General features: G+C 41.0%; 15 protein-coding genes and 1 pseudogene. 7 read left to right on the forward strand and 9 right to left on the reverse strand.

The window, feature by feature from the left end:
• Positions 1-54 precede the first annotated feature (54 nt).
• Entirely contained in the window at positions 55-1,980 is a 1,926-nt protein-coding gene (locus tag RMY00_RS25780) for a serine/threonine protein kinase (RefSeq protein WP_322650275.1), read from the reverse strand.
• Between the two features lie 163 nt (positions 1,981-2,143).
• Here RMY00_RS25780 and RMY00_RS25785 point away from each other — a divergent pair, with 163 nt between their 5' ends.
• Positions 2,144-2,632 carry a hypothetical protein gene (locus RMY00_RS25785; RefSeq protein WP_322650276.1) on the forward strand — a complete coding sequence of 163 codons (489 nt, stop codon included), beginning with the start codon at positions 2,144-2,146 and terminating at the stop codon, positions 2,630-2,632.
• Positions 2,633-2,982: 350 nt separating this feature from the next.
• Here RMY00_RS25785 and RMY00_RS25790 read toward each other — a convergent pair whose 3' ends face one another.
• The gene (locus RMY00_RS25790; RefSeq protein ID WP_322650277.1) at positions 2,983-3,147 is read right to left on the reverse strand and encodes a type II toxin-antitoxin system RelE/ParE family toxin; all 165 of its coding nucleotides are present in this window, start codon (positions 3,145-3,147) and stop codon (positions 2,983-2,985) included.
• 20 nt (positions 3,148-3,167) lie between these two features.
• A complete protein-coding gene (locus RMY00_RS25795) occupies positions 3,168-3,482 on the reverse strand; it encodes a hypothetical protein (protein WP_322650278.1) in 315 nt (104 codons plus the stop codon).
• Between the two features lie 201 nt (positions 3,483-3,683).
• Between RMY00_RS25795 and RMY00_RS25800 the strand changes: the two genes are divergently transcribed.
• Together RMY00_RS25800 and RMY00_RS25805 are read left to right on the forward strand one after the other, a co-directional pair.
• Positions 3,684-4,454, forward strand: coding sequence for an SDR family NAD(P)-dependent oxidoreductase (locus tag RMY00_RS25800; protein WP_322650279.1), 771 nt, complete (start codon positions 3,684-3,686; stop codon positions 4,452-4,454).
• 48 nt (positions 4,455-4,502) lie between these two features.
• Positions 4,503-4,826: a hypothetical protein gene (locus RMY00_RS25805; RefSeq protein ID WP_322650280.1), complete on the forward strand. Its 324-nt coding sequence runs from the start codon at positions 4,503-4,505 to the stop codon at positions 4,824-4,826.
• Positions 4,827-4,841: 15 nt separating this feature from the next.
• Here RMY00_RS25805 and RMY00_RS25810 read toward each other — a convergent pair whose 3' ends face one another.
• A complete protein-coding gene (locus RMY00_RS25810) occupies positions 4,842-6,323 on the reverse strand; it encodes a GTP-binding protein (RefSeq protein WP_322650281.1) in 1,482 nt (493 codons plus the stop codon).
• Positions 6,324-6,587: 264 nt separating this feature from the next.
• Here RMY00_RS25810 and tpiA point away from each other — a divergent pair, with 264 nt between their 5' ends.
• Positions 6,588-7,319, forward strand: a complete 732-nt coding sequence (gene tpiA / locus RMY00_RS25815; RefSeq protein WP_322650282.1) for a triose-phosphate isomerase — start codon at positions 6,588-6,590, stop codon at positions 7,317-7,319.
• 52 nt (positions 7,320-7,371) lie between these two features.
• Positions 7,372-8,232: a dihydropteroate synthase gene (folP, locus tag RMY00_RS25820; protein ID WP_322650283.1), complete on the forward strand. Its 861-nt coding sequence runs from the start codon at positions 7,372-7,374 to the stop codon at positions 8,230-8,232.
• Here the strand turns inward: folP and RMY00_RS25825 are convergent.
• A complete protein-coding gene (locus RMY00_RS25825; protein WP_322650284.1) occupies positions 8,229-9,071 on the reverse strand; it encodes an SPFH domain-containing protein in 843 nt (280 codons plus the stop codon). The two genes, folP and RMY00_RS25825, sit on opposite strands and share 4 nt — an antisense overlap.
• Positions 9,072-10,102: 1,031 nt before the next feature.
• Here RMY00_RS25825 and rpsU point away from each other — a divergent pair.
• Entirely contained in the window at positions 10,103-10,282 is a 180-nt protein-coding gene (rpsU, locus tag RMY00_RS25830; protein ID WP_069073049.1) for a 30S ribosomal protein S21, read from the forward strand.
• Positions 10,283-10,553: 271 nt separating this feature from the next.
• Here the strand turns inward: rpsU and pth are convergent, their stop codons facing one another.
• The 4 genes and pseudogenes from pth to psbH form a co-directional block, all read right to left on the reverse strand.
• Complete coding sequence (gene pth, locus RMY00_RS25835; RefSeq protein ID WP_322650285.1) at positions 10,554-11,195, reverse strand: aminoacyl-tRNA hydrolase; 642 nt, start codon at positions 11,193-11,195, stop codon at positions 10,554-10,556.
• Positions 11,196-11,343: 148 nt separating this feature from the next.
• Positions 11,344-11,616 carry a TatA/E family twin arginine-targeting protein translocase gene (locus RMY00_RS25840; protein ID WP_322650286.1) on the reverse strand — a complete coding sequence of 91 codons (273 nt, stop codon included), beginning with the start codon at positions 11,614-11,616 and terminating at the stop codon, positions 11,344-11,346.
• A 273-nt stretch (positions 11,617-11,889) separates the two neighbouring features.
• Positions 11,890-12,714 (reverse strand): annotated as a pseudogene (locus tag RMY00_RS25845) (Rpn family recombination-promoting nuclease/putative transposase).
• Between the two features lie 160 nt (positions 12,715-12,874).
• Positions 12,875-13,078 (reverse strand): photosystem II reaction center phosphoprotein PsbH, encoded by a 204-nt coding sequence (psbH, locus tag RMY00_RS25850; RefSeq protein WP_322650287.1) that lies wholly within the window; start codon positions 13,076-13,078, stop codon positions 12,875-12,877.
• A gap of 85 nt (positions 13,079-13,163) precedes the next feature.
• On the opposite strand from psbH, the gene psbN reads away from it, so the two are divergent.
• Positions 13,164-13,295 (forward strand): photosystem II reaction center protein PsbN, encoded by a 132-nt coding sequence (gene psbN / locus RMY00_RS25855; protein ID WP_109011889.1) that lies wholly within the window; start codon positions 13,164-13,166, stop codon positions 13,293-13,295.
• Positions 13,296-13,330 lie beyond the last annotated feature (35 nt).

A 13,330-nucleotide genomic window follows, 5' to 3' on the forward strand; every position in this document is an offset into this window, starting at 1 on the left:
TCTATTACTTATTACCAATAGATGCTAAAACATTATAATTAACAAACTTTGATTTCACAAACCGCTTTTAGAAGTTTCTGTAGCATTAGGACTCTCTTTAGTGGCAGGTTGCTTAGTATCGGGAAGTTTCTGTTGGGTAGTCTTTTGATTACCTTGATTTCCTAGCTGAGTTAGTGCCTGCTTTGCTAGATTTTCTGCTGCTTGTTTAAATAATGGTTCTATTTTGTTTCGCCAATATTTAGTATTGGGCAACTTTTCTGGATGGTTTCTATAATCTAAAACTTTATCCCATTTACCATCATCTATTGCTTTGTTGATTTCATTAGATAACGCCTCTGCCTTAGCCCAATCATCTTGCCACTGGGCAATCATTTTGCCCGTTTCTTGGATACCAGAAGCAGCATTTGCCGGAACCGATTTTAAAAGTGCGATCGCTCTAACTATATCTCCTGATTCATACTTCTGTCTTGCTTGTTCTATAATATTGGTACTGTTATCAGTAGGCTGCGATCGCTCTATTTTCCCAGCATCGTCAGTTGACCCCTTCAACTTTTCTGGTAATGGAGTTACAACATCCCTAGATTTTGGTTTTGCCTTGGGAGTCGGTTGAGTCGCAATCAAGCTACTATCATCTACAATCGTAGTTGCAATACCTTTTTCGCGCAGGCAAGAACCCCATTCTTGATTATTGGTTATCACATTCGAGCGTACCCAAGCCGAATCACCAGAGTTAAGTTTAACTTCTATCCAACCTCGTTTTGTCTGTTTGCCAGTCACCTCAAAACTGGTGTTATCAGCAACTGTTTGCACAACATTATCAGAATTTATCGAACTAGGTTCAGAACGAATATTAGAATTTCTGGCAACAATAGCCGAGCATTTGTTTGCTAAAGCAGTATTGTTACCTGTAAGATTAAAAGCTAAATTTTTCATTGGAGATACATTTGCTACCAAAGCAGCTGTACCACCCGCTAATAATATGCCAATTAATATTGGCCATGGGTCGAATTTGTCCGAGTCTTTACGCGTAGGTTTAGCGGGGACAGGATTTGCTGGTGCAACTGCAACAGTTTGCAATCGAGATACTTGAGGCTGGGATTTAGCAGTTTGGTAACTAGAATTTTTAGCAGATTCTTGAGGTGTGGAAAGTGCAGGTACAGGATTAATAGCTTCTTTACATGCTTGCAGTGCTTGCGTGGCGTTTAGGTAGCGGTCTTTAAAGTGATAACGCACCATTTTGGTCAACACTGCCGCTAATCGATGGTTCACGGTTACTGAATGACGCCAGATGATTTCCCCCGTTTCTGGGTCTTCCTGCAATTCTGTTGGCGATAATCCTGTTAGTGCTTGAATGGCGATAATGCCGAGGGAATAGATATCGCTGTTGGGACGGGGTTTACCTTGCCCTTGTTCAGTGGGCATATAGCCAGGAGTGCCAATAACTACTGTAGCAGAGGCTTGTCCACCTGCTATTACCAGTTGTGTACGCAGTTGTTTCACAGCCCCAAAGTCCACTAAAACTAACTTATTATCTAAGGCGCGACGGATGATATTATCTGGTTTGATATCGCGGTGAATCACGCCTTGGCGGTGGACGAATTCGAGAATTTCTAGAACTTCTTGTAATAGTTGAATTACTTCGCTTTCACTCCAGCGTTTACCAGGTATAAGTTCCTCAGCTAGGGTATGCCCTTCAATATATTCTTGTACTAAATAAAATTCTTGGTTTTCGTCAAAGTACGCCAGCAGCCTGGGTACTTGGTCATGATTGCCCAGTTTTTCTAAAGTTTCGGCTTCGCTGTTGAACAGACGTTTAGCAGTATCAAAAACTCTGGGGTCAGTTCCGGGTTTGAGGTGCTTGACAACGCAGAGAGGATTGCCGGGCCGCCTAGTATCTTGGGCAATATAGGTTTGACCAAATCCTCCCATTGCGAGGACTCGAATTACTTGGTAACGATGGTCTAGTAACTTGCCTATCATGTTCACTCCCCAGAGTTATTACCTAATTTTCTAGCTGGTAATAAATATCTCCAAATTTTCTTCAATGAAATCCGCTATCTTGAGAAAAGATTTAGATTAAAAACGCAGCTTTTTAATAAACGCAGACTGTTTATTTTTCTTTTAGTGCCCCTGTTTACTACCAATGCCACCCAAAATAACAAACTCAGTTGCATGGCAGCAGGCTGAAATCCTCATGCAACCTGCTTTCATTCGCGTTATCGACAATATCCGCAAGCAGCTTGATGAATCTTCCTGGACGGGAACTTACCACGATGTCTTGATTTGGCCGCCTAGCACCACTGATGAAATCAAAGCATTGGTGACTGAGTTGTTGCAAGCAATGGAAACTGCAACACCCCAAGAAGCAGATGAAATCAAAGAGACTCTGGCTCGTCTGCCGATGCCCCATCCAGGATATCATCTACGTTTACAGCGTCAACAGCAAGAAGCAAGTATCGATTTGTGGGAACTGTGTTATCAAGTGTGTTTTCTTGAATACAACCCAGACAAGGAAAGTGCTGATATTGATACTAGTTTAATTGATGAATTCGGTGAAGTCGATTGGCTGCGTTTAGATGCTAAGTCTAAGGAGTTAGTTAAGGAGGCGTTTGCTAAATTGCCACAGGATTAATAAATATAGCAAGGGACTGGGGACTGGGGATTGGGGACTGGGTGAAAAGTCTTTTTGTGTCTAAGTTTTATCATCTGTTGATGTCCTAATCACCTTAGCTGAAAATTCTGAGGCTATACGAACATAGCCCACCTGTATGGGTTGATGAGTTAATGCGATCGCTTTTTCAACCTATCTGGAATGTGGAGAGTGATGCTCCGAGAAATTTTAGTGGTCAATCTGATTAGTGAGGTCGATTTTCTCGCCCGTGATAGATGCGTAAAATTACAACATCATCCTCAATAATCACGTAGTGAATTATAAAGCCGTATTTCCCAAAAGAAACTACAAGTTTTCGCAATCCTGCTATTTCATCGACAATCGCACCTCGACGGGGATTCTCCTATAGACTTCTCACCCGAAGAGACAATTGCTTGTACTGCCCGTGCTACTGCATCAGCATTATTAAGTTTGATAAAATCGTAATGACGATTTAAGTCATCAATCGCCGTTTGCGTCCAAACTATCTGGGACATGGACGTTCTTTATCGGTCTATCAAGAGTCTGCCCATTCACGCACACGCTCATGTGCTATTCCTGCGCCTGTCCTACGGTATGCTTCTAGAGCTTTACGGCTTTGCTCAATCATTTGGGCTTGGGTCAGTGGCTGAAAATTTAATGTTTTATCTATTTCACCGTAATCAAAGATTTCTTCTATACTTTGAGTAGATTCATAACTGAGTAACTGCTCAAAATCTTCTAAGTCTCCATCAGTTACAGTCAACCATGTTTTGAGCAGACTTTTTACCTGTTCCCCTGGCAATGCCTCAAGATGCTCTAAAATTTGCTGTTTAATATTGTTGGCTGTCATAAGTATGAGATTTTTAGCGCGATTTCATTAAAATTCCACGTTTCACCAGCATATCTAATTTTAACTTGTTGGTCTGACGGTGAACCTTACTGGAATGGATATTTAGGGAACTAGATGGTTGATCTTAGCTTTGCTCTATTAATCTGAATCTTAAAAGTTTCCTTAATTCCGCAGATAAAAATTGTAATGCTATGAATTGATATGTCTTTTATCGATGAAATTAATCCTGTTAACGCATTGATTGTGGGAGCCAGCCAAGGTATTGGTTTGGGTTTTGTAAAAAAATTGCTACAAGATGACAGAATAGCCAAAGTTTATGTAACTTCTCGTCAACCGGAATCAGCCTCCGATTTAATCGCTCTTACAAGCGAACATTTTGAGCGATTAATTTGTTTAAAAATGGATATTACTGACGAATTGCAGATTGTTGAAGCTGTTCAAAAAATACGTACTCAAGTTAACAAACTGCATTTGGTAGTCAACTGTGTAGGACTGTTGCATGAAGATACTTTGCAACCTGAAAAAAGCTTAAGACAGATAAATTCAGAAAATTTGCTGCGTTACTTTCAAATAAATAGTATCGGTTCTGTCTTACTGGCTAAACATCTATTGCCTTTGTTTCGTCATGGAGAACGCAACGTGTTTGCCACTATTTCTGCTAAATTAGGCAGTATTGGCGATAACCAACTTGGTGGATGGTATGGCTATCGCGCCTCTAAAGCAGCACTCAATATGTTGATGCGAACTGCGGCAATTGAGTATAAAAGAAGTTGTCCTAAAACATTAATAGTGACATTGCATCCTGGTACAACTGATACGAACCTTTCTCGTCCTTTCCAGGGAAATGTACCTGCGGAAAAGTTATTCTCAGTGGAACGCACCGTTACCCAATTACTGACTGTCATCGAACAGCTTCAAGAAGGCGATAGTGGACAGTTTTTCTCATGGGATGGGAGCAGATTGCCTTGGTAACTGCGTTACGCTGAAGAAGCGTGAAATTTACGTTACTTGTAACCATCTATGAAGTTTTTTGTGCCAGCAGCTAAGGATGATATTAAAGCAGAGCAGGTATATAGTGCTTTTGCTCGGTCTGTCAAAGCACCAATAACCGAAAAGCGTATTTGGAAGTTACAGTGGCGTGATAACGAAATTGATATGGAATGCGAGGTAGGTAAACCCTTACCATCCTCTTATGAAACGGGGAAAGAGCTAGTTATGGCAATCTTTGAATGCGAAAACCTTTATAAGATTTGTACTCTCAGCCGTGGAGGAGTAAAGGGAGAGCCTATCTTGGCTGGAAAAAACTCTCAATCTTTAGCAACGTATTTTTCAGAATCTTATTAATTTTACGTCTATGCATCATTTTCTGAGTTTTACCTTGTGGAGTAATTCATCTTTAATGCGGTTGAGAATTGAAGTTTCATCTAGGTTTGCCAAAATCCGATTAATCACTGCTTTTGGCCCATCAGGCCCCCAATTCGCACCGTTGGCTAAATAAACTTTGGTAACTTGTCCAATCCCGTAAGAAGAAACACCAGCTACTCCCGCTTGCGTAATTGCTACGGATATATAAGGGCCAAGGGCAGCACCTGCGGTAGCTGTTGCAGAGATACCAAGTAAAGTTTTTAATCCACTCAAGCCCAAATTTGCCAACAGTTCACTAGCACCAATTCCGCCCATACTCAGGGCGATTTTTTGTAGCAATTGTACAGCCCCGGCTTCAGTCATAGAGAAGCCATAGAGTTTAGATAAACCCAAAATCAGAGCAATATCAATTACCACACTACTCAGAATATCTACCACAGTTACGGGATTAAGTGCGATCGCTAATGCTTTAGTCATTACAGCCTTCCAAATCAACTCATTAGCGTTCACTTCCCGAATCATCAGTTTTCGTTCTATCAACTGCTCATTTACGATATCGGCATAAAGCATGGTATTGAGGGCAACCAAAGCTTTACCCTCACGGTGCAGAATCTCCAAGATTTTCAGCTTGAGTTCCTCAATTTGGGCATTACCTGTACGCAACTGTATGCCCCTAGTACCATCAGGGCGATGAATCGCCGTCTTTACCAATGGCGATGCCGCAGCCATGACAATTTCCAAGGGTGTAAGTAATTCCCGCACCCTTTCATCCCGGATTTTGTGATAAATTGCCATCCGGTCTGCTTCTGGATACTGGTCTACTTTGTTAAATACTAGAATGATCGGTTTACCTGCTTCCCGCAACTGAGAAAGGGCAGCGTATTCTAGCTTTGTCATGTCGCCAGAAATCACAAACAAAATCAAATCCGCTTGTTTAGCAATCTGTTCAGCTAACGCAGCACGAGTTGCACCATCTACTTCGTCTAACCCAGGAGTGTCAATTAATTCCACCTGGGATTGACCTACACCAGGGAGAGTAACTCGCAAAGCATGTTCAGTTTCCCCAATCGCTTCCTCACTAATGCTCCAATTAACTCTTTGTGCTGCACGAGTGACACCATGCAACGGCCCAGTTTCAAATACTGTTTGCCCAACCAAAGCATTGAGTAGAGAAGATTTACCACGTCCCACCATGCCAAAAGCGGCAATCTGTAACACCATGCGGTCTAATTTCCCTAACATGGTTTCCAAATCAGTAAGTTCTGTCTCCAATCCGATTTTTTCTTGGGGGGTGAGGTCGAGATTGGCTACCAAGTTTCGCAGCGCCGTTTGTGCTTGTTTATAGTTCAGTTCCGTCTGAATGTCTTCAAAACTGAAAATGGCACTATCCAGTTCTTCCTCCCAACTGAGAGAATTTACGTCAGTGTTAGCGGAATCGCTTTGATGAGGTTCAGGCATGGGTAGTGTTGAAGTCATAATTAATTTTAGATTTTAGATTTTAGATTTTAGATTTTAAATTTTAGATACACCCCCTTTACTATCCTAGTTATTTTTAGGAGCGGTTTGGCGAGATGAGGGGGATGTAGCTTTAGCTTCCCGCAGGGTGGGAGATGAGGGACAAGAATTAATAACCAATGCCCAATGCCCAATTCCCAATGCCCAATGCCTAATGACTAACAAAAAGTCATAAACTGAAAAATGCAATCTAAATAACTCGTTAGGATCTGGACTAAATTAACTGTGCGGAAAATTGTTATTGCTGGCAACTGGAAAATGTACAAAACTCAGGCAGAGACCCAGGAGTTTTTACAAGGATTTCTGCCCCACTTAGAAGAAGCCCCCCAAGGGCGAGAAGTGATATTGTGCCCTCCGTTCACTGATTTAAGTGTTTTGTCTAAGAGTTTGCACGGTAGCCTCATCCAACTAGGGGCACAAAATGTCCACTGGGAAGAATATGGAGCCTACACGGGTGAAATTTCTGCCCCAATGTTGACAGAACTTGGTGTGCGCTTTGTGATTGTCGGTCATAGCGAACGACGGCAATACTTTTGTGAAACGGACGCAACCGTTAATCTACGCCTCCGAACTGCTCAAAGATTTGGTTTGACGCCAATTCTCTGTGTTGGCGAAACTAAACAACAACGAGATGCAGGAGAAACTGAATCACTGATTTCTCTCCAACTCGACAAAGGCTTGGTAGATATTGATCAGGATAACTTGGTGATTGCCTATGAACCAATTTGGGCAATTGGTACTGGTGACACTTGTGAAGTAACGGAGGCGAATCGGATAATTGGCTTAATTCGTAGCCAGTTGAGTAATCCAAATGTATCAATTCAATATGGTGGCTCAGTTAAGCCGAACAATATTGATGAGATCATGGCTCAACCAGAAATTGATGGTGTTTTAGTCGGAGGAGCAAGTTTGGAAGCTGAAAGTTTCGCTCGAATTGTAAATTTTCAGTCGCTGTAATGTGCTTTCTTCTCGTTCCCATGCTCTGCATGGGAATGCTTAATGTAGATTTATGTCAAGCAACTTGATAATTCGAGGACGCTGTTTCGAGTGGGGACAGCGCACCTATTTGATGGGAATTTTGAATGTAACGCCTGATAGCTTTAGTGATGGGGGTGAGTTTAACACTACCTCTGCCGCTTTAGTACAAGCGCAAGCACTGGTGGCTGCTGGTGCTGACATTATCGATGTGGGCGGCCAATCAACTCGACCAGGGGCAAAGCAAATAACTCTGGCACAGGAACTTGACCGCGTGTTATCGGTGTTACGGGTGCTAAGACCAGAAATTTCAATCCCGATTTCTGTAGATACTACCCGTGCTGCTGTAGCCAAAGCATCTGTAGAAGCTGGAGCGGATATTATTAATGATATTTCTGGCGGCACTTTTGACTCAGAAATGTTACCAACAGTTGCAGAGTTAGGTGTGCCGATTATTTTAATGCATATCCGGGGAACACCACAGACAATGCAGCAACAGACTGATTATCAAGATTTGCTCGGAGAAATTTATAGTTTTTTAGATCGGCAAATTGAGGTAGCAACTGCTGCGGGCATTGACCGGGATAAAATTATTATTGATCCTGGTATTGGTTTTGCTAAGAACCATGAGCAAAATTTAGAAATTTTTCGCCGATTGCGATCGCTCTCACCACTCAACTGTCCTATCTTAGTAGGAGCATCCCGTAAAAGTTTTATTGGTCGCATTTTAAATCAACCAGATCCCAAAGCACGAATTTGGGGAACGGCAGCAGCTTGTTGTGCTGCTATTTTTAATGGCGCTGATATCCTCCGAGTTCACGATGTTCAAGAAATGCGTGATGTCTCATTAGTAGCCGATGCTCTACTGAGAAAAGCCGCACAAGCTAATTGTTAAGTATTACCGTTTTCGTGTTTTTTGCCGTTACCTTCTGGATTTTCTGGGTGGGCTATTAACTCCTGAAACATTTCACTTGAGTTTGCTGGGTCTACAAAGACAATTTTGGCATTAGTGCTCTCACCAAGTTTTTGGCTAGCATCTACGTAATCTTGAGCTACAAGATACCGCAGAATGTCCCTACTATCTGGATTGGAACGGAGAGCTTGAGAAATTATTTGCACTGAAGCCATAGTTCCTTCTGCTTTTTTAATTGCAGCTTCCTTTTCCCCCTCTGCTTCAGTAATCAGCGCCCGTTTTTTGATTTCAGCAGCTTGCTGCTCTTCTCTCGACTTGCGTACACTCTCAGGTAGAGTAATTCTCTGAAGGTCTAATCGGAGAATCTCAACTCCCCAATCTCCCGTTACCTCATTCAACTGGTCTATGATAGCTGAGTGCATCTCCGCTCTGGAGACATTAGTCTGCTCCAGAGTGTTCTGGGCAATGATTTCGCGGAGCGTGGTTGTAGTCACCTGTGTCAGTGCCCCTTGTAGATCCTCAATAGCATAAAAGCTTTTCTCAATATCTCTAATGCGCCAGTAGACAATAGCATCTACTTCTACATAAATATTATCTTGGGTGATCACATTCTGAGGTTTGATGTCTAAAAACTGCTCTCGTGTAGTATCTTCCATCACAATCTGATCTACCAAGGGAACAATAAAGTTCAGCCCAGGTTTAAGTTTCCGATGATACTGCCCCAGGCGTTCGACTAGGGCTTCATTACCTTGATTAATCAGTTTTGCAGAACCTAAGGCATAACCTATAAGCACTAAAACTATAAAAATGATTGGCTCCATATATACTCCGATTCAGCTTTTGGGAGAATTTAGTGTCAAAGATATGCTAATAGCTTGTCATATCTTTGAGTTTAATGTTTTGAATCTGTAATTTTATGAACATGGCTGCTGGTGTTCATATTCTGTAAGTAGGCTGTTTTGCGGAATGCGTAGAAGCTCTGCTTCTTGTCGTCAGACATCGCTATTAAAGCACCTTGATAAAATGCTGGCAAGGACTACTTTATCTAATCAACATTACCTGTACTGACATCTTCAGACAGCTTGGATCACAATTCAGTATATTTACTTAGGCTAAGTAATTATAGTAAAATTTATAAAAGTTTTTAAAACTTTAGCATAATCTGATTAAAATTAGCTTTAGCCATTAAAAATATAAAAAGATTATAGGCAGATTGTTAATCAGACTTATATGTTTAATTTTACTGTTTATAGGCTTATAGTTTTTAATCAAAAAATCATAATTTTTAGCAATTAATAGATACCTTTTTTCAGCAGACTACCAGCTATTATTTAGATATTAGCAATTATGATAGGTGTGTTTATATTAGTGTTTTTTCGTAGAGAAGCTAGTAATTTTGGATGGGTTTTATTAGGATTAGCATAATACTAGTTTTATTCAATAGTAGAGTAATTTTCAGAATCAACTAGCATTTAAAGTTTATTTATTATTTTCGTCACATTAAAAGTATCATATAAATTATTTAATGAGGGTGGATTAACTTTAAAAATCTGTATGAATCATCATATTTTACTAAATTTATTGTTAGACATTAATTTAATATTAGCTAGTTAATATTACAGTAATAAAAATTTAATATTATAATTTTCCCATCATCTTTATTGAATCTGAAAGTGCATTATGACACTTAGATTAGCATTTAGTTAAGTACCAATTTCACGACGTAGAAGTACACATAACCCTCTTCAAGGGGATGAATAGCCTTTTAATGATGATTTTAGGTTAGGGGGGTTTTACTAAGGTTGGGGGTAATATTAGAATGGAAACTATTGATGATGAGGAACAGGCAAGAATGACCCAGGTGGTTCTAGGAGAGAACGAAGGAATAGACTCAGCTTTGCGTCGGTTTAAACGTCAGGTTTCCAAAGCTGGGATATTAGCTGATGTGAAATATCATCGGCACTTTGAAACACCGATAGAGAAGCGCAAACGTAAGGCAGTGGCAGCTAGACGCACAAGACGTTTTAAATAAATCTATTTGATGTGATACTGGCGTTGCTTGAGGTTATGACCTAAAACAGGCAACAGCATGTAGTCCTAGCCCGTCGTAGACATCGCCATTATTCTTACAAAATTTAAGCAAACTATGCCGCACCTCAAATTAGGGTGTAGATAAGTCACTTAGTTCTATGTACAGAAGGCGTTAAGGGGTTTATTTCAGTTAGATAGAACAAGCTAAAATCGCTGCCCATCAACTAAAATAAGCGTCTTTGCCAAACTTACAAGGCAGTATTCATCCAACCCTAAGACTCAGAATTATTAATGGTGCGGCTATTACAAATATTCATCGCCTTTTCTACTCCCTGCTTGAGGCTTAGTTCAATACACTCAACCACGAACTGAAGTACAAGAGACATCTGCTGATTTTCTGCTGCCGAAAATCGCCCCAGCACATGAGAAACAGCATCAGAATCATCGTTGTTAGCTGCACCTTTGGGTTTACCAATACCGATTCGCAAACGGGGAAAGTTTTGGGTACTAAGATGTGCGATCGCACTTTTCATACCGTTATGTCCCCCAGCCGAACCAGATAACCGCAAACGAGTTTTTCCCAAAGGCAAATCCATATCGTCATAAATCACCAGCACTGATTCAGGCGGCAATTTATACCAACTAGTTACCGCTTGTATTGCTTGTCCTGAGCGATTCATATAAGTTAACGGCTTGAGCAAGCGAATCTTACCTCCACCTGGGGCCACACCCTCGCCATACTCACCCTGAAACTTGCGGTTTTCTGCTAAGGAAATGCGCCAAGAACGCGAAAGAGTTTCTACAGCAGCAAAGCCGATATTATGGCGTGTTTGGTCGTACTTGCTTTCTGGATTCCCCAACCCGACAATTAGCTGGGGAATCACTAAAGCTGGTTGCTTAACAGCTTCTGTCATTTTGCCTACAGTCAATTGATATGCAGCACTCTCATAGTACAGAGCGGCAAAAATAAACCTATCATTTCATTACAGCCAAAAAGTCCAGAATTAAAGCCTTTTAACTTTTGACTTTTGACTTTTGACTTTTAACTTCCGCCTTGCGGTACTAGCTAGGTTGGGAAGAATTAGTGGTATCCTGCTCAGATTTAGCAGGGTAGATTTGCTTAGGTTCCAATTCAGCAGTAGTCTTGACAGCTTCTTCTAACTGTTCTGCTTCTTTTTGAAACTCGTTTTGAAAATCTTTGGAAGCTTCTTGGAAACTACGAATAGTTTTACCTACACTCCGACCAATCTCTGGCAGCTTCTTTGGGCCAAAGATTAACAGCGCTACTATCATAATTACAGCCATTTCCGGCAGACCAATACCAAATATATTCATTTTTGTCTCCTGTAAACTCTAAAACCACTACATAGACTCACATATTTATGTAGTCTACTCAATAATCGCCTATCATAGAAAGCGATTGCCCCACGAGGGAGTGATGCCTTATGTCTCTGACAATCAAAGACTTAGAACAATTACAGTTTTGAATATATTAGGTCATGCCTCGCAAACTAGGGCGTGTTACTGGTTATAGTGCTGGCTTTATTTTGCCCAGCATTGAAAGTAATAAATTTTTAACTGTTAAGTGAGAAGTTATTATTAGCGCTTCTACTCTAATGTATTAAACCAAGTTTCTAAATCTGCGATCGCCTGAAAATCTAACAAAGCTTCACCAAGATTTTCTAATTGCTCTAAGTCGAGGGTTTCAATTCGCTCACGCACCTCTTGAGGTAATTCTCCCACGCGCCGAGTTAGTTGACGAACAATGAGCGATCGTTCGCGCTGTTCTCCTCGCTGTTCTCCTTCAGCGAGAATCTCTTGATAAATCACTGATTCGCGCATCATACCCTCCCGAAACAAATTTCTAATCAAGTCTTTTTCGTATTTTAACCCGGCTAAGATTTGAGTGTAGGCCGAAATTTCTAGTCGTTCTCTTTGCTCAAGTTGATTTACTCGTTCTAGCACTTGTTGCAACAAGGCTTGGGGTTGGGTGGTTGCTGTTAGTGGTGCTAAGGGTAACAAAGCCTGGTTGTTGAGAAATAGTTCGGGATTTTCTTCTCATAAGCAAATTACGCGATATTCGTGACGGGTAGTTTCGACATTGAAGACAGTTTCAATCACTGTCCCTGGTGTAGGAGGAAGCAATAATACGACAACTTGAGTGATTGGTAAACGATACAACCGATACAACCTTACCCAATAATCAAGCATCCGCAGGGGTAGGGGTGGTGTAGATTCGAGCTTGGTTTGAAATTCTAGGTGGAGAATGCGTTCTTGAAGTTGTAGGAATGTGACGTAATCAGCACGAATTAGTTCAATACTCAATTCAGTTTTGAGGACTGTGACACCAGTTTGCGGTGTACCTAATACCCAACTGGCAAACGTGGCAGGATGCTTTTCGGACAAAAGTTTGCAGAGGTTGTCAAAGGACATGAATGACCAACATAAAGAGACTTGCAAAAAATAAATTATCTCAAATTATTTCTACTAGGGGCGCAAGACCTTGCCCAGTAGCAAATCGCAATTCATAAAAAAACCCGGAAGAACCGGGTGTAACATAACTTGTTATCCAAACTTGATAGCTGTGTATGCTTTAGCGTCCTAAACTCCGCCAATCGACTACTACATCCTCAACCAACAGTGTTCTATTGTAAAGTTGCAGAATAATTAGCAGAAACACAAAAAATAGCCCTATAAAAACAGCCATCACAGGGGTAGTACCCCAACCTGGAGCCACTTTCCCATACTCAGAGTTCAGTGGTTTCAGGATATCTCCCAACCTAGTCCTTTGTGCCATAGTTCACCTAATATTACTTGCCAAAGCTTTTTTTAATCTTCTGTAATATTCTATAAGAATAGCACTCATCATCTATTCCTCAATTATGGAACCCGCAATAGTTCTTAGCATTTCTGTGGCTGCCGTGGTAATTGCCATCACGGGAATTTCGATTTATACCTCCTTTGGCCCTCCTAGCAAGCAATTGAACGATCCGTTTGATGACCACGAAGACTAAAAGAGTCATTTGTCATTTGTCATTTGTCAATGGTT

The organism is Nostoc sp. ChiVER01 (assembly GCF_034531155.1).
Lineage (GTDB): Bacteria > Cyanobacteriota > Cyanobacteriia > Cyanobacteriales > Nostocaceae > Nostoc.